This is a genomic window from Endozoicomonas sp. SESOKO1 (assembly GCF_024606265.1).
Lineage (GTDB): Bacteria > Pseudomonadota > Gammaproteobacteria > Pseudomonadales > Endozoicomonadaceae > Endozoicomonas.
In genome coordinates, this window is the sequence record NZ_JAHHPP010000066.1 from 1 (window position 1) to 18,789 (window position 18,789).

Genomic DNA, 18,789 nt, shown 5'->3' on the forward strand with positions numbered 1-18,789 from the left:
CCTCCGACCCCCACAACCCCATTGTGGTGCGCTACCAGGCTGCGCTACGCTCCGAATTTTCTGAAGAGTCCTTGAGATGTCTCTTTAGAATGAAATTTATGTTACCTGAACGCCGATTTTTTGCAAGTTCTTGATGTTGCGAGATTCTTGTCCCGGGCCTGGGTCCTGGCTAAGCGTCACTGTACATGCTGTCATGTTTCAAATCGAATTTAAACTAAAGTACGAATTCCGGGTAACTAAATTACTTTTGTCGTTTATATGGCCAGCATTATTTCTAAAGCTCACCCTGTATTCATAGACTTAGCGTTGAGAAAGGTTTTCCGGATATGCAATAACCAGTTTTGCCACGGAACTTTATCCGTTTTCAGGGGACGAAAAGACGTGGCTATTGTAATTTAGCTGGAAAAGCCCCATCTTAGGGATTATGGCCAGTTTTACAGATGCTTGAGACTGTATTCAGGTGTTTTCTGCTGTGGGCTGACCATTGATTAAGCACGTAATAGATCGTGTCCTGAATACCTGCCAGGTTTTTATTTTCTATTTTTCAGTCAGCCACCCGGTTGGCAGATGGCAGGCTTTATTGATATTGAATATATAGGGGCTGAGCTATGGATAATAAAGATACCCTGCAACCATCAGAGCACTATGAACTGCCGTTGTTGCCCCTTCGTGATGTGGTGGTTTATCCGCATATGGTTATCCCGCTCTTTGTTGGCCGGGAAAAATCCATCCAGGCGCTGGACCTGGCAATGTCAGGTGATAAGAGAATTCTGCTGGTAGCCCAGAAAAGTGCGCAGACCGATGAGCCTCGGGTGGAAGACCTGTTTTCTGTAGGCACGGTTGCCAGTATTCTGCAATTACTGAAGTTGCCAGACGGCACGGTAAAAGTTCTGGTTGAAGGTGAGACTCGAGTAACGATTGACTCGATCCATGAAGACGATGGGCTGGTTAAGGCGAAAGTTCATGAGCAGTTGTCTGAGCAGATCAGTGACCGGGAGGGTGAGCTGCTGGTTCGTTCTGTCATGTCACAGTTTGAGCAGTATGTTCAACTGAGCAAGAAAGTACCGAATGAGGTGCTCAGCTCACTGTCCGGTATCAAGGACCCGGCCAAGCTGGTGGATACCATCAGCGCTCACATGCCGATGAAGATCGAAGACAAGCAGAAAATGCTTGAGATCATCGACCTGGGAGATCGGTTAGAGTATCTGATTGGCATCATGCAGGGTGAGATGGATTTTCTGCAGGTGGAAAAGAAAATCCGTGGTCGCGTAAAGAAACAGATGGAGCGCAGCCAGCGTGAGTATTACCTGAATGAGCAGATGAAAGCCATTCAGAAAGAGTTGGGGGATATGGATGATGCCCCTAACGAGCTGGAAGAACTGAAAGCGAAGATTGATCAGGCTGGAATGACTCAGGAGGCCAGGGAGAAGACCCTGGCGGAACTGACCAAGCTGAAAATGATGTCGCCGATGTCTGCAGAGGCAACGGTGGTCAGGGGTTATATTGACTGGATGCTCAGTGTCCCCTGGAAAAAGCGCAGCAAAGTCCGGCACGATATGAAGCGTGCCCAGGATATTCTCGAGGAAGATCACTATGGGCTGGAGGAGGTCAAGGAACGTATCCTCGAGTATCTTGCCGTGCAGAAGCGTGTCCGTAAACTGAAGGGACCCGTTCTCTGTCTGGTGGGGCCTCCCGGTGTCGGTAAAACATCACTGGGTGAATCCCTGGCCAGGGCGACCAATCGCAAATTTGTCCGTATGGCGCTGGGTGGCGTTCGTGATGAGGCTGAGATCCGCGGTCACCGCAGGACTTACATTGGCTCCATGCCGGGTAAACTGATTCAGAAGATGGCGAAGGTGGAAGTGAAAAACCCGCTCATTCTGCTGGATGAGATCGACAAAATGGGTTCCGATATGCGTGGTGATCCGGCTTCAGCGCTGCTGGAGGTGCTGGATCCTGAGCAGAACAACTCATTCAATGACCACTATCTGGAAGTGGACTACGATCTTTCCGATGTCATGTTTGTCTGTACCTCCAACTCAATGGATATTCCCGGGCCGTTGCTGGATCGTATGGAAGTGATCCGCATTCCGGGTTATACCGAGGATGAAAAGCTTAATATTGCCAAACGTTATCTGATACCCAAGCAAATCAAGCGCAGTGGACTTCGTAAAGGTGAACTTTCCTTTGACGATGATTCGGTGCTGGATATTATCCGCTACTACACCAGAGAAGCCGGTGTCCGTGGACTGGAACGGGAAATTGCCAAGGTCTGCCGCCGGGCGGTAAAACAGGAAGCCCTGTCTGAAAAGGACCGTAAAAGTGAGGTTACCACAGAAGTACTTGAAGACTTCCTGGGGGTTCGCAAGTTCACCTATGGGCGCGCTGAAGAACAGGATCAGATCGGTCAGGTAACCGGGCTTGCCTGGACATCGGTTGGTGGCGAGTTGCTGACCATCGAGTCGGTAGCGGTTCCCGGCAAGGGGCAGATTATCAAGACCGGTTCCCTGGGCGATGTGATGCAGGAGTCGATCCAGGCGGCATTGACGGTGGTTCGCTCCCGTGCAGCGGCCATGGGGATTGAGCCTGACTTTCATCAGAAGAACGATCTGCATATTCACGTGCCTGAAGGCGCGACGCCAAAAGATGGCCCAAGTGCGGGTATCGGCATGTGTACCGCCCTTGTATCCATACTCACCGGGATTCCCGTTCGGGCTGATGTTGCCATGACCGGTGAAATTACTCTCAGGGGCCAGGTGCTTGCCATCGGTGGGCTTAAAGAGAAGCTTCTGGCAGCCCATCGTGGTGGTATCAAGAAGGTGCTGATCCCTGAAGAGAACCGACGCGACCTCAAGGAGATTCCTGACAATATCAAGGATGACCTGGAGATTATTCCCGTTCAGTGGATTGATGAAGTTCTGGAAGTGGCCTTGTCGTATATGCCTGAAGCCCTGCCAGAAAAACCGCTGGAAGTTGCCGAGTCGGAACAGAAAACCGTTCAGAAAAATGATGAACGTGTTAATACTCACTGATCGCTGAATTTGAATGGCCGTCCAGTATTGGTCGGTCGTTCAGTAACGGCGCGGCTTTCCGGTTGATTCTTCAGTTGACATAACTGTCGGACGATTGGTATAAATTGTCGCTACTTCGGATCAGGAGTTAGGTCGAAGCCATAGAATCAGGTTGTCAGCTCAAGTGCCAGACAACTATTTACTAGTGCGGATAAAAGTAGACTTCTTTTACCGGAATGACCGAACAGGTAAAGGCTGTAACCGGTGATTTGCTTTCGTATGACCCTCCAGGCAAGAAACGCAGGAATTACTCTGCTTCCCCGATTTGATCAGTTGCCGGATTGCTGGCCATTTTTCAGCAATTCCGGGTGCTGCGGGTTTCCCGCCAGACGTCTTGAATATCGTCAGACAATTTGCTTGACGGCAGATTATCAGGCTTCATACTGCCCCGGTGTTATCGTTTGCTTTGAGTGTTCGATATGACCGGTTTACATTGGCATAATGAATGTTGATGATTATTTTCAGTGATCATGGATCATATTGGCTGGTTGGCAGGCTATTAAGTACGAGGGTGCATTAATGATGCTTGTTTTTCATGGAAAAATGCAGCAGCATATCGGTCGCACCTGATTGGGTAGATGACAGATGACCGGCAAATTAGTCAGTTGCCAGCACGCTTTCTGTGTCTATCCTCTGTTAATGATTGAAAACGCATCCTACTTAGAAGGGGAATAGAGTGAACAAGTCCGAGCTTATTGATGCTATCGCTGCATCTGCCGACATTTCTAAGGCTGCCGCTGGTCGAGCCCTGGACGCCGTGATTAACTCTGTCACTGGTGCACTGAAAAATGGTGAGCAGGTTGTTCTGGTAGGTTTTGGCACATTTTCTGTAAAAGAGCGTGCTGCACGTACCGGTCGTAATCCACAAACTGGTGAGCCGATTGAAATCGCTGCTGCCAGAATTCCAAGCTTCAAGGCTGGTAAGGCTCTTAAGGATGCCGTGAACTGATTTGGTAGGGTTCACTGTTACTGTTATAGCGCTTTAATCGGTTCTATTTCATCAGGTGGACAAGGCAGGGTTCCACATGAATTATTCCAGGGGAGTTGTCTGCCGGTTCACCAGAAAGCGCATCCGATGATGCGCTTTTTTTTTAAACCCGGTCTTCGCTCTTGATGAGTATTGATGAGAGTTGATGAGAAGGCTGGGTGCGAAGAACAAGGGATATTCTCTGCTGTCTCAGCGGCCCTGGTACCTGAGGTTATTATGCTGCAATCGATGAGGGACAAAGCGAAAAGCTGGGTGACATTTGTAGTCGTCGGCATCATCGCTTTTATGATGGCCATTACTGGCCTGGAAACGCTTGCGCCCAATCCAAACAACCCGGAAGTGGCGTCAGTAAATGGTAAGGATATAACCCGGGCAGAATTGGCTCAGGCTGTTGACCAGCAGAGGCGGGTTTTAATTCAGCAAATGGGGGGGCAGTTTGATCCTTCCATGCTGGACGACCAGTTGCTTCAGGACTCGGTTCTTGATGCCCTGATTGATCGTCAACTGCTATTGCAGAACGCTGAAGATCAGAAAATGGATATTGGCAAAGCCCAGATCGATAAGCTGATCGTATCCATGCCACAGTTTCAGCAAAATGGTCGCTTTGACACCGATCGTTTTCAAATGATGGTTCGCAGTTATGGTATGACACCACTGCAGTTCCGTGATGCCATCCGGGAAGAAACGCTCTTGCTCCAATTACGCGCCGGAGTCGCCAATACCGAGTTTGTGACTGCAGAAGAGCTCAAACGTCTGCAGAGTCTTGAGGGTCAGACTAGGGATCTCGCCTGGATTGTTCTGCCTGCAGAACAGGTTCGTCAAGCCATTACTCCTTCTGATGAAGAAATTACGAACTATTATAAGGCCAACTCGAATCAGTTTATGACGCCTGAGCAGGTGGTTGTGGACTATGTCGTTCTGAATAAGAGCGATATTGCCAAAGGCATAGAAGTCTCTGCTGAAGATATTGAAGCAGAATACCAGTACCGTGTTGAGCAGCTGAAACAACAGTCTGGCAATAATGCTCACGTGTCAGTGATATTGATTCAGACCGGTGAAGATCGCACCCTTGATGAAGCGCAGGCCCGGGCGAAAGAAGTTGTCTCCAGACTGAAGGCTGGAACCGGTTTTGCTGAGTTAGCCAAGTCCTATTCTGATGACCCGATGACCGCTGAAAAAGGTGGTGATCTGGGTGCTGTTGAGCCTGGCTTTTTTGGCGATGATTTTGATAATACCGTTGCTGGTTTGAAGGTCGGTGAGGTTTCTGACCCTATTGAAACCGACTTCGGTATCCAGATCCTGACAGTGACTGCCCGGGATGAGGCCGATGTACCCTCGCTGAGTGAGATGCGTAAGGACCTTGAAGTGGCACTTAAACAGAGCGAAGTTGATTCACTGTTTATTGAGCAGTCCAGACAACTCGCAGATATCAGCTTTGAGGCTTCTGACCTGGTTCAGCCTGCAGAGCAGCTGGGCCTGGCCGTAATGACCAGTGAACCATTTGGTCGAAATGGTACTGAATCCGGTATTGCCGCCGACTCTCGCGTCTCTGCAGCGGCTTTCAGCGATGACGTATTGAATCTTGGCGCTAACAGTGAGCTGATAGAGATTACCCCGGAACAGGCTGTCGTTGTCAGGGTCAAAGAGCACAGAAAGCCTGAGCTTGTTCCGCTGGCAGACGTGAAAGAAACCATCGTTACTACCCTTAAGAACAGCCGTGCACAGGAACAGCTGGCCAGCCGTGCTGAAGAAATGGTAACGACTTTACAGTCTGGAACAGCGCTGAACACCCTTGCTGATGAGTTGAAGCTTAATGTGGTTGACAGTCCTGAAACCAGCAGGAATATGCCTGGTGTGCCAGCCCAGCTTTTGCAGGGCGCATTTAAAATGCCTCATCCGGGAAGCAGTGTCTCCTATCGCTCCGTTGCCCTGGCAAATGGTGATTATGCTGTGATTGGTCTGAGCGCTATCTACCCCGGTGAAGCAGTGGCAAATTCTGAGCAGCTTAAGGGCCTGGGTCAGTTTATTGCAGCCGGTAACGGGCGTGTTATGTTTGATGAGTACCTTGCCAGCCTGAAGGAGAGGGGTAAGGTAAAAGTCCTGCTCGACAATGAATAATTAATTGAGTTTGGATTGTACTTGTCAGAGGCCACCGAAAGGTGGCCTTTGTCGTTAAGAAGACGCAGAAAAAATGTCCTGATGGCTTTGTCTGTTATCAGGTAGCCTGTTACCAGGTAGATAGTAGCCATAGCCTTTGTGGTTATCTTTTTGCAAGAAAATCAATAACCACTCAATTACAGCCAGGCACAACGAGCATAACGACCTGATTATCCTGAGCCGCCGAAGCCGTGATCCTGATCTCTCCTTGCAGCGTTTCCTGCCATTGTTAAACTGTTGGCTTCATCCACGGTTTTTTGTTAGTGGTCTAAAAATAAGCAATATTGGGGAATATCAATGTCAGATCAATTTATCAAATCAAAAGCGGCCATTGCCTGGGGACCAGGGCAACCGTTGTCGATCGAAGAAGTCGATGTGATGTTGCCAAAGGCTGGTGAGGTACTGGTTCGCATCGTTGCCACAGGTGTTTGCCATACTGATGCTTTTACCTTGTCCGGTGATGACCCTGAAGGGGTGTTTCCTGCGATTCTTGGTCATGAGGGTGGCGGGATTGTTGAACAAGTGGGGGAGGGCGTGACCAGTGTTGCCGTTGGCGATCATGTCATCCCGCTCTACACACCGGAATGTGGTGAGTGTAAATTTTGCCGTTCGGGTAAAACCAACCTCTGTCAGAAAATACGTGAAACCCAGGGACGGGGGCTGATGCCCGATGGTACGACCCGATTTTACCAGGATGGTCAGCCCATTTATCACTACATGGGCTGTTCAACATTTTCCGAGTATACCGTGTTGCCGGAGATTTCCCTGGCAAAAGTCCGCCCTGATGCGCCACTGGAAGAAGTCTGTCTTCTGGGGTGCGGGGTCACTACCGGTATGGGGGCCGTATTAAAGACCGCAAAGGTACAGCCCGGGGACACCGTTGCAGTCTTTGGTCTTGGCGGTATTGGTTTATCGGCCATTATTGGAGCCAGAATGGCTGGTGCTGGCAGGATTATCGGGGTTGATATTAATGAAAAAAAATTTGAACTGGCCAGCAAGTTGGGTGCTACTGACTGTGTCAATCCAACATTGCTTGATAAGCCGATTCAGGACGTGATTATCGAGATGACCGATGGTGGTGTTGACTTTTCCTTTGAGTGTATCGGCAATGTTAATGTTATGCGTTCTGCACTTGAGTGCTGTCACAAAGGCTGGGGAGAGTCGGTTATCATCGGCGTCGCGGGTGCTGGCCAGGAAATAGCCACCCGTCCATTCCAGCTGGTGACCGGGCGTGTCTGGCGTGGATCCGCATTTGGAGGGGTGAAAGGTCGCTCTGAGTTGCCGGGCATTGTTGAGCAATATCTGGCGGGTGAATTCAGGCTTGATGATTTTATCACCCATACCATGGCTTTGGATGAGATCAACAGGGCGTTTGATTTGATGCATAAGGGGGAAAGTATTCGCTCTGTGATCCATTACCGGCAATAACTGCGCCATCAGGTATTTTCTTTTCGTCTGGCTTTCCTGTTTTTTCAGTAGAGTCCGTCCCTTACTGAGCAAGGTCTATGTCTTTGGAGAATATCAGCAGTAATAAGCTGTTTGGTGGCTGGCATAAGCAGTACACCCACGACTCACAAATCCTTAACTGCAACATGCGTTTTGCCATCTACCTGCCTCCTGAAAGTCAGCATAAAACGGTCCCCGTTCTGTACTGGTTGTCCGGGCTGACCTGTACCGATGAGAACTTTATGCAAAAGTCAGGTGTTCAACGTGTTGCTTCAGAGCTGGGAATTGCAATTGTTGCACCGGATACCAGTCCCAGGGGGGATCATGTTCCGGATGATCCTGATTCTGCCTATGATTTCGGGCTTGGTGCCGGGTTCTATGTCAATGCTACCCAGCAGCCATGGCGTCAGCACTATCAAATGTATGATTATGTGGTTTCTGAACTACCAGAACTTATTGAACACAATTTCCCGGTGAATGATAAACGCAGTATTGCCGGTCATTCCATGGGCGGTCACGGTGCGCTGGTGATTGCTTTGAGAAATCCTGACCGTTACTCATCGGTGTCTGCTTTCAGCCCGATCTGCAATCCGGTCAATGCGCCATGGGGACAAAAAGCATTTATGGGCTATCTTGGCAATGATCGTGAGCAATGGAAAAACTATGATGCCTGCGAGTTGCTGAAAACCTCGTCTCAAGCCATTCCTGCGCTGGTGGATCAGGGCAGCAGTGATGCTTTTTTGCACGAACAGTTGCACCTGGATGCATTAAAAAAAGCCGTTGCAGACACAGGATATCCAATGACCATAAGGATGCAGGCGCACTATGATCATTCCTATTATTTCATTGCCACGTTTATTGAGGATCACATAAGATTTCACTCAGAGAACATGGGACCAGTTTAAAGGGTGATTACCAGTCCATCGTGTCCCGCTTCAATATCTTTGGGTAACGGATTGGTATTCATCCAGTTATCTAACTCATGACCAATATGGGTGAGAATAGTGCGCGATGGTTGTATCCTCTGGTGCAGCTCCAGGACATCGTTCAGGCTGTTATGCGCTCCGGGCGCATCTGTCATGTCCGGAGCGTAGCTGCAGTCAATAATCATGACATTTACCGGATTGCCTGCAAAAAAGTGGAGGGTCTCAACCGGCAGTCCCAGAGTATCCGTCAGATAGGCCAGCGTCCTGCCATTACGATGAAAAGCATAGCCCATTGTTGGGCGTGAATGGCTCAGGGGAACAGGGGTTACCCTGACACCGTTGACAGTAAAGGGTGCAAACGGCGAAACGGTCCGGGAAAAATCAAGAATGCCGGAATGTTTCAACAGCTCTGCCGGTGCGTCCGACGTGTCCGGTCCGGTCACGGATATCCTCAGGCCACTTCCCCAGCGAAGACTGAATAAGCCGACAATATGATCCATATGGTAATGAGTCAGCATAATATGCTTCAGGGAACCCGGGGGAAAACGCTCTTCAATATCCGTTAGACCTGCATCAATAAGAATCACCTCACCGTCGGACTCCAGGGTAGCGGAAGCCGGTCGGCGGGCGAGAAAAGGGTCCATGACCGCTCTGATGCAGGCAGGGCAGTCACATCCATAAACCGGGCACCCTTTCACGCTGCCGGTGCCGACCAGGGTAAACTTCATCGGGAACTCCATAAAACCCTCTATAAGCTGAGCGGCAGTGCCGTAGTGGATTTAATGGCAGAGAGAGCCAGCGCGGTTCTGATCTGGCTGACGCCGGGAATCTTCATCAGCTCTTCCATCAGGAAAAAAGAGAGTGCCTGTTGATTTCTGGCGACAACTTTCAATAGATAGTCACCATCACTGCCAGTGATGGCGTGACACTCCATAACCGGAGGCATGGTCAGAATAGCCTCTTTGAAGTGGGTTGCAGAATCCGGGGTATGATTATCCAGAGAGACAGTGACAAAGGCTTCCACATCAAGACCAACAGCCTGTGGGTTCAGTAACGTCACCTGTTTCTGTATATAGCCTTTTGCTTTCAGCCGACTGATGCGGCGGGAGCACTGCGATGCAGAAAGGTTGACCAGCTCTGCAAGACATTGCAGGGATTGCGCATCATCCTGCTGGAGTGCAGACAAAAGCCTTATGTCGTAAGTATCCAATACATTTCTGCTCATCATCCGATCCCTCGTTACTGTTTGGCAGCACTTCTTTTCAATTCAGAAATACGCAGATCAGTCATCTTCTCTGGCCGGGAAAACGCTCCTCTTCCAATAGCAACCTCCGGCAATCAGTGCTTCAGTCGAATATTGGCAGGAACCCTGCAAAACGGGTGGTCTGGATGCTTGCTGAGGTAGTGTAAGCCCAGTTTGATGGCTTCGCCAATTCATTTGATGCAAACCTGTTGTATCATCTTGCGTAAAGAGGCTGTAGATCGCAAGGCTTTTGCATCAGGCCAAACGTATACTCTTTCTATACTGTGGCTGGAATGAAAAAGAGGACGAAGCATGACAACGAACAAAATGTCAAAGATTACCAGCACGAACCCGATGGGAACCGATGGGTTTGAATTTATCGAATACGCCGCGTCCGATCCGTTTTCACTGCACAACCTTTTTAAACAGTTTGGATTTGTCCCGGTGGCGCGCCATCGATCTAAAGAGGTGACCTTATATCGCCAGGGGGAAATTAACTTTATCGTTAATAGCGAACCTGGCTCATTTGCCCAGCAGTTTGCCCGTGAGCATGGTCCCTGTGCCTGTGCATTTGCCATTCGGGTAGAAGATGCTGCTTTTGCCTATGAGAGGGCGATTCAACTGGGCTGTGAACCCGGACCAACCCAGAGTGGTACCATGGAACTCAATATCCCGTCCATTGTGGGTATTGGTGGCAGCCTGATTTACCTGGTTGACCGATATGGTGACAATGGTTCGATTTATGATGTCGATTTCGTTCCTATCGAGGGCGTTGATCAGAAACCTGAAGGTGTCGGCCTTTCGTTTATTGACCATCTTACCCATAATGTTCAGCGCGGAAATATGGATAAGTGGGCAGCTTTCTACGAGGATATTTTTAACTTCCGTGAGATTCGTTATTTTGACATTGAAGGCAAGTTGACGGGATTGAAATCCAAAGCGATGACCAGTCCCTGTGGCAAGGTCAAAATTCCTATCAATGAGTCTTCTGATGACAAGAGTCAGATTGAGGAGTTTCTGCACCAGTATAATGGCGAGGGTATTCAGCATATTGCACTGTACTCCAAAGATATCTATCAATCGGTACCCGCGATGCGTACCAATGGAACTGCCTTTCTGACACCACCGCCTGACACGTATTATGAGATGCTTTCGGAGAGACTGCCCTGGCATCATGAAGATGTTGATCAGCTCAAAGCCAGTGCCATCCTCATGGATGGGGCGCCTACGGAGGATGGTGGGTTGCTGTTACAGATTTTCACTGAAACTGCCATTGGCCCGATCTTCTTTGAAATTATCCAGCGCAAGGGAGATGAAGGTTTTGGTGAAGGTAACTTTACCGCGCTCTTTGAAAGTATGGAAAGGGATCAGGTGAGAAGGGGGGTGTTGTAGCTTTTTCTCTGAGCCAACTGATTGATAATCAAGCAGTCTGTTGCAATCATGGATCCGGCATAATCGCTGTTAGCCTATCGTTTTATTAAAGGGCTTTTCAGGGAATGAACCTTCAATCTGGTGGGGTAGTAGCTTATTCATTACCTTGCCTACAAGGTCGGGGAGAGTATATATGAAGTCATCCAAATATCAGGCAAGAACGCCTGATCAATCGGGCTTTATTAAATACACAGATGAGGAGCATGAAACTTGGAGTATTCTGTATCACCGGCAGATTGATTTATTGAAAGGTCGGGCATGTGATGAATACATGAACGGCATTGAAGAGCTGGCCATGCCGTCCGGGCGAATCCCGCAGCTGGATGAAATAAACCAGGTGCTTAATGATAAAACCGGCTGGGGGGTTGCCAGAGTACCCGCGCTGATTTCCTTTGATCGTTTTTTTAAGCTTTTAGCCGACAAACAATTCCCTGTTGCTACCTTTATCCGGGTCAGGGAAGAGCTGGATTATCTTCAGGAGCCGGATATTTTCCATGAAATATTTGGTCACTGTCCTTTACTGACCAATCAGGATTTTGCTGACTTTACAGAACTCTATGGCAGGCTCGGCCTGGCTGCCAGCAAGGAAGAAAGGGTATACCTTGCCAGGCTTTATTGGATGACTGTTGAGTTTGGTTTGTTGAATACCTCCCAGGGGTTGCGTATCTATGGCGGTGGAATTCTATCCAGCTATGGTGAAACAGCCTATGCCCTGGATAGTGATATTCCCGTCAGAACAGCCTTTGATCCACTGACAGCACTGAGAACCCCTTATCGGATCGATATTTTGCAGCCATTGTATTATGTACTGGACGATATTACGGTTCTTCATCGCCTTTGTGAGATGGATATTATGTCGCTGGTACATCAGGCTATGACGATGCCTTTGCTTCCTCCTATGTTTGAGCCAAAGCCTGGGGATGGTGCTGCGTGAGATAAGATTTCTACCACTTCAAAGTGGTAGAATTCAACGCTTTTCACTTTTATGATTGCATAAGTATTTGCGGTTTTGCTAAACATTCCAGTTGGTTGTTTATGCATCCCATCCAGCGATCAAGCATAGAAATTTTCTTTTTCAACTCTTCAATATCGATGCGAACATACCCTACCCAAAGGGCTTCCGTTATATCTGCAGGGTTCATTGTTTCCATTTCTTTCTCATAATTATCAACACTTTGCTGCCGCTGGCTCAATCTTTGTCTTGTTCCTTCAAGCTTTATCGTTAAATTTTCCAAATCTTTATTCCGTTCATCTATCATTTTGCTTTTAAGTTCCATTTGTTGCTCTGGTTTAGACAGTCGGAATAATACTTGCCGGTAGATCGGATCTGAGGTTGACTGCCCTTTTTTCTCCAGTATCTCTTTTAATGTAATCAACTGACTACTGGATAACTGATCAACCATTTTGACCGATTTGAAATAATCAGGTAGAAAATCAGAATCACCTGATTCCAGGCGTGCATTTAAGGAATCTTGATAGTCAGATGTTTTTGCCAAGTGCTCCACTATTTTTTCTGTTAACCACTGAGATGCCAATTCTATTGCTGGTAAATTTTTTCTGTCGATATTGTTAATCAGTTTGTCGATTTCACCCAGCATATCAGTAGGAGTTTGAGATTCAGAAGCAAGTTTTTGTTCCAGATAGTGCGTAAACAGCTTTCGGCCTGCAGCAGTTCCAATATTGAACCGACCTTCAGTCAGAGATTGAATAAACTCTTCGTCAGACTTCGGCGGATTTAATTGAAGTTGAGCTTGTCCTACAGTTATTTCTCTTGCTTCCAATTTTATTTCAGAGCGCTGGTTCATGAAATCAACAGCGGCTTGCTTCTGTTGTATATACTCGCTTTCGGAACGTTCAGGATTTGAACAACAGACCAAACTGTTTAACCAATTACCTTTAGGGAGACCGGTTTTGAGTTCTCCGTTATTCAGGCGAATAGATGCATTAACACCATCAGTCTTTGAAAATTGCTCAAGTGTGTGTTGAATTGAAATTACTGGGGTCATTTTGAAAATATCCTATTTGAAAGATTAAAGGTACGACACGTAAATGATGTTGAAGGTTTCTTATTTATAGAAAAAAAGCGAAAGACCAGACGTTATACAAATTCCGCCTTCTAAATATGATAACGAGCAGCTCAAGCTGCCCGAGCTGCTTGAAGAACACATCCACCTCAAGCACCTCAAGCACCTCAAGAAACGTAATCGCGGTTGCGATGACCAAGACTCTCTCCTTGGTCTGATTCATAACTTCTTGTTGAAGCTTATTTTTTTGTTGCTTCCTTGTGTTAATATTCGTGGGTTTTCTGTGAGATTGGCTGTGATTTCAATGGTCAGCCATTTGGCGTTACTTCTTTTTTCCTAAAGGGTCATTACTTTGAATTGCAAGGAGTCTTCGATGCATCCAAGGGAGCTGAGCATTCAAACACCGCATTTAACATTTGCTGCGTTGGAGTGGGGGGATCCTCAGGGTGCTCCGGTTATCGCCCTTCATGGGTGGCTTGATAATGCGGCCAGTTTCACGCCAATGGCGACAGCATTAGAGGGTATAAGGCTGATCGCCGTGGACCAGGCCGGTCATGGCCTTTCTCAACATCGTCCGCCGTGGTTCAGTTATGATGTCTGGCACTATGTTGAAGATCTTGTTTATATCGCTGAGTCATTGCAACTTGAGCGGTTTGGTTTGCTGGGGCATTCCATGGGCGGTGTGGTCAGTGCCATGGCAGCGGGTTCCGTTCTGAAAGATCAGGTTACCGGCCTGGTCGCTATTGATGGGCTGTTCCCCTGGCCAAGAAACCCTGAAGATGCCCCTAAAGCTCTGGCGGACTATATCAATCAACGCAGAACACCGGCTGATCAACTGCCAGTGACCCGCTATCGATCAAAACAACAGGCAGTCCGGGCCAGGGCCATGGGCCAGTTCAAAGTTTCCAGGCAATCTTCTGAACTGCTGGTGGATCGTTCCATTATCCAGGATGGAGACGACTGGATCTGGACGGCTGATCCCCGGTTAAAGCAGGGATCACCTACCCGTTTTTCCCTGGAGCAGAGCCTGGCATTTCCCCGGCAGATAACCTGCCCTGCCCATATGGTCTATGTTGATAGTGGTGCGATCAGTGATGCTATTACCCTGTGTCAGGAGCAGCTTCCAAACATTCACTTTCACCCGATGAACGGAAATCATCATCTTCATATGGATGACCAGGTGGAAGCTATTGCCAATTTAGTTAACTCTGTTTTGGGAAGCAAATTATGATAGTCTGAAAAGCCGATGGGGGAAGCCTTGGATTGCGTTTCATGAATAAAGTGATTGTAGATATCCCGGGTCTACTGAAGACTCTTCAATCGTTCTCTTTAACCATTACCTGCAAAATAATCAGTACCTTACTTTGTCTGGTACTTGCTCTTTCGACATATGCATCGGGACTTCCAGCTTACCCTAATGCCCGTATAGAGCTTTCTGTCGATGAGAGCCGTAAGAACCATCCGGTCATTACCAATCGGATGAAGCGGGTCAACGGTGTTGTTACCTCTGACGGTGCTCAGTGGCTGGACGGACATCTGACCAGAAATCTCTACTTCCTGCCGCCTGGACATAGCAGTAACCAGGGCTATGAGTTTTATGTCAGTCTGATGCGTGCCGAGGGCGTTGAGACGCTGTTCGAATGTCGCAGTTTTTCCTGTGGTGCCAGTAATTTCTGGGCTAACGATGTCTTCGATATTTCAACGCTCTATGGTCAGGATAAAGAACAGGCATTTTATATCGGGAAAAAACTGAATGCTTTTTATGCGATCTACGCGGTCAGGCGCGGAAATGGTCGCATTTATACATTGGTAGATATCTTTAAGCCTCATGACTATGAGGTGGAAAGTGCAGCTGAAAGGGGAACCGGCAGCCGTATTCTCAGGCTTGCATCCGGTGACTCCGGGATTGAAAAAAGTGCTGACCTGATCTCATTTGTTGCAAACATGAATGTTGACCCATCAATGAATGCACTGCTGATCATTCACAGCAAGGTACCCGATACCCTGACAGAACTGGATGAATGGCAGAACAAAATGGAAATTTTGCAAGATACTATTACGCAGTACTTAAAGGAGCAGGGGATTGCCGAATCACGACTCCGTTTCAACATTTCCATTGGTACTTATGACCATTCGCTGGATCCGGGAGCAATGCCGTCTTTCTGGCTTGAAATTGTGCCTTTAAATTAAAGGTAGAATCGTAGCCTCTTCACAGGGAAGTTAACCATTCAAGACAGTCATTACTCTTGTGGTTAATCAATCGACGGCGCTAGTTATAAATATCCGGGTATAAATATCCTGGCATCATTAATCTGGAAAGCGCTGTGAGATCTCAACGGTGATACTGTCAGCATTATTGCCAATGGTGACCTGCTGATCCTGTATAATGCAGTGCAGTTTCATGGTTTTATCAATCAGCCTTACCAGTTCGTTACCCTCTGCAGGAATTCGATAAATGTACAAATTATCAAACCGCTGTACTTTATCATGATATTGCTGCCACCAGATATCAGAACTGCGTCCGCCATAGTTATAGATATAAACCTTTTTTGCCCGTCCGCAGGCTTTCCTGATGCGCTTTTCATCGGGTTGGCCAAGCTCTATCCAGGTTTCTATTTCACCACTGAGATTTTTCTGCCAGATATCAGGCTCATCATCAGTGCTGATGCCTTTGGTAAACTGAAGCTCCCCTGAAGCATGGAGTAACCAGACCATCAGTCTCAACATTGCCCGTTCATCATTTTCCGATGGGTGGCGGGCAATGGTTAAATCATGGTCTGCATAATAGTGACGGTTCATGTCAGCTACATTAATACCTGCTTTGTAGATCCTTGCTTTCAGGGCCATGCATCATTCGCTCGATAACTCAATAAAAACGGAGTTTAACCTGAAGCAAGCAGGAGCTTTTGTAAATGATGATGTAATGTTGATGCAGATCAATATGGGTTCAAAAAACAATACGTATTATGTCGTACGCCTGAAGGAGAAAAGAGAAGGGGGATTTCTCCAGAAAAGGCTTTTATGTCGCGGGGGAGGTGACAATAAGGCCACGAAGATGAGACAGGCAACAACAATAAAATTTTGAAACCGGTTCTTGTGACCGGTTTTTGTTTCTACTTGAATAATCAGACAAAAGAAAGATAAAAACACCTGTGAGACGGGCATTTTTAGTGGCAATGGCAATTGCAACCTTTGTACTGGATGCCTTCACCAGTTTCGATCAGCTTACCTTTTCCAATAAATTGATCAACAAGTTCTTCAGCTGTTAATTCACGTGAGGAGCAGGTGTGGTACCGTGCTTCTTTACCAAATTCTGCTGAGATTCTAGTGAGGAGTGCCTCTTTGCTCAGCGAAACTTCCTGTTCCTTGATCAGATTCAGTACATTATGACCGTGTACGGATTCCATGGGCTTATTCTCATTTAAACAGTGTGGACTTCAGTAAACAATACTCTGACTACTGTAATTAAACAGTCGTATATATTCGTATAGGTTGACCTGAGGGGCAATGTCCTGAATGCGCCTGCGTTAACCCAGGCAAACAGGCCGCTACGGCCCATAAATTCAACTATGTTCAAAGGGTGTATATGGTTTGAAAAGTGGGCTTTCCATGACTTCGACATCAATATCTAACGTCAGATCATACCCTCAAAACATTGATAAGCTTAGCCGGGTAAAGGGGGGAGTGGCTGGCTTGCTGATTGGTGATGCCCTGGGCGTTGGAACCCAGTGGTATTATAACCTTGATCAACTGGCACAGGATCATGGCCCCTGGATTGATACCTACCAGGACCCTGCGGCTAATGGTAGCCATAGTTTTGCCAATATAAGTCACTTCCGTTATGAGCAGGGGGTCAGGGCCGGAGATCTTTCCCAGACGGGTCAGGTCATCGTATTGCTGCTTGAGTCTCTGGCCAGCTGTGATGGCTTTGTACTGACAGACTTTCTTGAGCGGCTTGACGATTTCTTTGCGCCATTATCCGGTGAGTCTTTTTCAGGACGGTATACGGATGAATTAATGGTGGATCTGATCAGGGTGCGCCGAACCGGGTTGCACTGGGGGGATCCCCGGATTGCTTCGTGTTGTGACACTACGGAAGGAGCACAGTTTGTTGCTCTGTTGGCTCTGGCTATTGATGATCCGGTGGCTCTGACAGACGCTGCTGAAAAACTGCTGCAGACATTCTATCGTGAACCTTTTATACGGCAGAATACGCTGGTATTTGCCCTGGTGGTTCAGGCCATGGTCAACGGCATTCCCCTGACTGAATTGCCAGCTTTTTTAACGGGTATGGCAAAACGCCCGGAGGTGATGTCTGCAATACAGCGTTACGACCATCTCCTGACTCCGGGAAATGGGCAGGTGGCCTGGCAACCGGAGACGGTTCGTATAGAACCTGCCCTTCATATCAGTCAGGTGTATGGCATGGATTGCCAGCTTATTCATGTGCTTCCCTGTGCTTACTACCTGATGCACCGTTACCCTGATCAATTTGAACAGGGTGTTTTATCGGCCATTAACGGGGGTGGTAACAATATGGCCAGGGCCGCTCTGACAGGTGTTCTCCTGGGGGCCATGAATGGACTTGAGATGATACCGGACCATTTGCTGAGTGGACTCCATGACAGTGACCGCTATTTGATGCTGGCCGATATAATGAGAGAGCAGTGATGTTATAGCAATTTATCCGCTGCTATCAAAACCAATGCTGATTTTTGCATTATTTCCCAACAAAGCGGGCAATCATTACCGTCGGACTCAGCACACCCACAATGGCTTCGAGAGATACCAGGCTCTGCGCCAGAGGGCTGAGGGGCAGGATGTCACCATAACCCAGAGTAGTCAGGGTAACAAAACTGAAATAGAGATAATCCGGCCAGCTGGAAATACCCTGGCTGGCAAGATCGAATGCACCTGGGGTAAACAGGTTAACCAACAAATAAAGATAGCTGAACGTGATGCCCGTCAATAAATAGAAGTTGATAGCCGCCAATAATTTTTCTGCCTGAGGCTTAACGCTGAAGAGGTGCCGGATTAGCATCAACATCATGCCCAGATGGAACAGCATGCTGGCAATTAAGGCGAAGAAGTGTAACCAGTGTGGCTGGTTTGGGAATTCAACGATTCCCCTGAGTATAACGATAGTAGTGCCGGTGATTTGCAACCACAGGCGGGTTTTTGGGCTGTATTCCGTTAGTGACCCGAGGGACAGAACCAGGCTGGCAATCATCAGGCAGGAAAATATCGTTGCCCCAATGGATTGGTGCTCCATGACGATAGGGGAGAATACAATGCTGCAGATCAGGGTGATCAGCAGTAGCCCCAGTGAAACATACGGGTTGCGGCTCACTCGTTGTGAGAAGTTAATGAAGGATCGTCTTAACATTCTTGGCTGGCCTTACGGGCGCTGTCTAATTAGGGATAGCGCTCTGACACTCCCCGCCCTATCGCACCCGAAGGGCATAAAGGCGAGGGTTCTTGATCGCTCAAGAACGTTTCTGTT

The 18,789-nt window shown here is 47.9% G+C and carries 16 protein-coding genes; 10 read left to right on the forward strand and 6 right to left on the reverse strand.

Annotated features, from left to right (window positions below):
* Window positions 1–608: 608 nt before the first annotated feature.
* The 5 genes from lon to fghA all read left to right on the forward strand — a co-directional run bounded on the left by lon (window position 609) and on the right by fghA (window position 8,567).
* Window positions 609–3,032, forward strand: coding sequence for an endopeptidase La (lon, locus tag KDK13_RS03990; RefSeq protein ID WP_257283622.1), 2,424 nt, complete (start codon window positions 609–611; stop codon window positions 3,030–3,032).
* Window positions 3,033–3,747: 715 nt separating this feature from the next.
* Entirely contained in the window at window positions 3,748–4,020 is a 273-nt protein-coding gene (gene hupB / locus KDK13_RS03995; RefSeq protein ID WP_101746322.1) for a nucleoid-associated protein HU-beta, read from the forward strand.
* Between the two features lie 174 nt (window positions 4,021–4,194).
* Window positions 4,195–6,177, forward strand: coding sequence for a SurA N-terminal domain-containing protein (locus KDK13_RS04000; protein WP_257283623.1), 1,983 nt, complete (start codon window positions 4,195–4,197; stop codon window positions 6,175–6,177).
* Window positions 6,178–6,513: 336 nt separating this feature from the next.
* Window positions 6,514–7,644, forward strand: coding sequence for an S-(hydroxymethyl)glutathione dehydrogenase/class III alcohol dehydrogenase (locus KDK13_RS04005; protein WP_306670995.1), 1,131 nt, complete (start codon window positions 6,514–6,516; stop codon window positions 7,642–7,644).
* A gap of 77 nt (window positions 7,645–7,721) precedes the next feature.
* Window positions 7,722–8,567 (forward strand): S-formylglutathione hydrolase, encoded by an 846-nt coding sequence (gene fghA, locus KDK13_RS04010; RefSeq protein ID WP_306670996.1) that lies wholly within the window; start codon window positions 7,722–7,724, stop codon window positions 8,565–8,567.
* Here fghA and phnP read toward each other — a convergent pair.
* Both phnP and KDK13_RS04020 read right to left on the reverse strand, forming a co-directional pair.
* Window positions 8,564–9,316: a phosphonate metabolism protein PhnP gene (phnP, locus tag KDK13_RS04015; RefSeq protein ID WP_257283625.1), complete on the reverse strand. Its 753-nt coding sequence runs from the start codon at window positions 9,314–9,316 to the stop codon at window positions 8,564–8,566. The two genes, fghA and phnP, sit on opposite strands and share 4 nt — an antisense overlap.
* A gap of 20 nt (window positions 9,317–9,336) precedes the next feature.
* A complete protein-coding gene (locus KDK13_RS04020) occupies window positions 9,337–9,816 on the reverse strand; it encodes an Lrp/AsnC family transcriptional regulator (RefSeq protein WP_257283627.1) in 480 nt (159 codons plus the stop codon).
* A 327-nt stretch (window positions 9,817–10,143) separates the two neighbouring features.
* Here KDK13_RS04020 and hppD point away from each other — a divergent pair, with 327 nt between their 5' ends.
* Together hppD and phhA are read left to right on the forward strand one after the other, a co-directional pair.
* Window positions 10,144–11,223: a 4-hydroxyphenylpyruvate dioxygenase gene (gene hppD / locus KDK13_RS04025; protein WP_373692204.1), complete on the forward strand. Its 1,080-nt coding sequence runs from the start codon at window positions 10,144–10,146 to the stop codon at window positions 11,221–11,223.
* 172 nt (window positions 11,224–11,395) lie between these two features.
* Window positions 11,396–12,196: a phenylalanine 4-monooxygenase gene (gene phhA / locus KDK13_RS04030; RefSeq protein WP_257283628.1), complete on the forward strand. Its 801-nt coding sequence runs from the start codon at window positions 11,396–11,398 to the stop codon at window positions 12,194–12,196.
* A 49-nt stretch (window positions 12,197–12,245) separates the two neighbouring features.
* Here the strand turns inward: phhA and KDK13_RS04035 are convergent, their stop codons facing one another.
* A complete protein-coding gene (locus KDK13_RS04035; protein ID WP_257283630.1) occupies window positions 12,246–13,268 on the reverse strand; it encodes a hypothetical protein in 1,023 nt (340 codons plus the stop codon).
* A gap of 391 nt (window positions 13,269–13,659) precedes the next feature.
* Between KDK13_RS04035 and KDK13_RS04040 the strand changes: the two genes are divergently transcribed.
* Together KDK13_RS04040 and KDK13_RS04045 are read left to right on the forward strand one after the other, a co-directional pair.
* On the forward strand, window positions 13,660–14,517 hold the full coding sequence (locus tag KDK13_RS04040) for an alpha/beta fold hydrolase (protein ID WP_257283631.1): 858 nt from the start codon (window positions 13,660–13,662) through the stop codon (window positions 14,515–14,517).
* A 41-nt stretch (window positions 14,518–14,558) separates the two neighbouring features.
* Window positions 14,559–15,476 (forward strand): DUF4892 domain-containing protein, encoded by a 918-nt coding sequence (locus KDK13_RS04045; RefSeq protein ID WP_257283632.1) that lies wholly within the window; start codon window positions 14,559–14,561, stop codon window positions 15,474–15,476.
* 117 nt (window positions 15,477–15,593) lie between these two features.
* On the opposite strand, the gene KDK13_RS04050 is transcribed toward KDK13_RS04045, so the two are convergent.
* Both KDK13_RS04050 and KDK13_RS04055 read right to left on the reverse strand, forming a co-directional pair.
* Entirely contained in the window at window positions 15,594–16,133 is a 540-nt protein-coding gene (locus KDK13_RS04050; protein ID WP_257283633.1) for a YaeQ family protein, read from the reverse strand.
* A 320-nt stretch (window positions 16,134–16,453) separates the two neighbouring features.
* Window positions 16,454–16,693, reverse strand: coding sequence for a YecH family metal-binding protein (locus KDK13_RS04055; RefSeq protein ID WP_257283634.1), 240 nt, complete (start codon window positions 16,691–16,693; stop codon window positions 16,454–16,456).
* Between the two features lie 202 nt (window positions 16,694–16,895).
* On the opposite strand from KDK13_RS04055, the gene KDK13_RS04060 reads away from it, so the two are divergent.
* On the forward strand, window positions 16,896–17,957 hold the full coding sequence (locus KDK13_RS04060) for an ADP-ribosylglycohydrolase family protein (RefSeq protein WP_257283635.1): 1,062 nt from the start codon (window positions 16,896–16,898) through the stop codon (window positions 17,955–17,957).
* Window positions 17,958–18,006: 49 nt separating this feature from the next.
* On the opposite strand, the gene KDK13_RS04065 is transcribed toward KDK13_RS04060, so the two are convergent.
* Window positions 18,007–18,672 (reverse strand): potassium channel family protein, encoded by a 666-nt coding sequence (locus KDK13_RS04065; protein WP_257283636.1) that lies wholly within the window; start codon window positions 18,670–18,672, stop codon window positions 18,007–18,009.
* Between the last annotated feature and the right edge of the window lie 117 nt (window positions 18,673–18,789).

Bases quoted from the DNA above. Each gene is read 5' to 3' on its own strand.
- lon (WP_257283622.1), top strand. From the start codon at position 609: ATGGATAATAAAGATACCCTGCAACCATCAGAGCACTATGAACTGCCG.
- KDK13_RS04000 (WP_257283623.1), top strand. From the start codon at position 4,195: ATGAGAGTTGATGAGAAGGCTGGGTGCGAAGAACAAGGGATATTCTCT.
- KDK13_RS04005 (WP_306670995.1), top strand. From the start codon at position 6,514: ATGTCAGATCAATTTATCAAATCAAAAGCGGCCATTGCCTGGGGACCA.
- fghA (WP_306670996.1), top strand. From the start codon at position 7,722: ATGTCTTTGGAGAATATCAGCAGTAATAAGCTGTTTGGTGGCTGGCAT.
- phnP (WP_257283625.1), bottom strand. From the start codon at position 9,316: ATGAAGTTTACCCTGGTCGGCACCGGCAGCGTGAAAGGGTGCCCGGTT.
- KDK13_RS04020 (WP_257283627.1), bottom strand. From the start codon at position 9,816: ATGATGAGCAGAAATGTATTGGATACTTACGACATAAGGCTTTTGTCT.
- hppD (WP_373692204.1), top strand. From the start codon at position 10,144: ATGACAACGAACAAAATGTCAAAGATTACCAGCACGAACCCGATGGGA.
- phhA (WP_257283628.1), top strand. From the start codon at position 11,396: ATGAAGTCATCCAAATATCAGGCAAGAACGCCTGATCAATCGGGCTTT.
- KDK13_RS04035 (WP_257283630.1), bottom strand. From the start codon at position 13,268: ATGACCCCAGTAATTTCAATTCAACACACACTTGAGCAATTTTCAAAG.
- KDK13_RS04040 (WP_257283631.1), top strand. From the start codon at position 13,660: ATGCATCCAAGGGAGCTGAGCATTCAAACACCGCATTTAACATTTGCT.
- KDK13_RS04045 (WP_257283632.1), top strand. From the start codon at position 14,559: ATGAATAAAGTGATTGTAGATATCCCGGGTCTACTGAAGACTCTTCAA.
- KDK13_RS04050 (WP_257283633.1), bottom strand. From the start codon at position 16,133: ATGGCCCTGAAAGCAAGGATCTACAAAGCAGGTATTAATGTAGCTGAC.
- KDK13_RS04055 (WP_257283634.1), bottom strand. From the start codon at position 16,693: ATGGAATCCGTACACGGTCATAATGTACTGAATCTGATCAAGGAACAG.
- KDK13_RS04060 (WP_257283635.1), top strand. From the start codon at position 16,896: ATGACTTCGACATCAATATCTAACGTCAGATCATACCCTCAAAACATT.
- KDK13_RS04065 (WP_257283636.1), bottom strand. From the start codon at position 18,672: ATGTTAAGACGATCCTTCATTAACTTCTCACAACGAGTGAGCCGCAAC.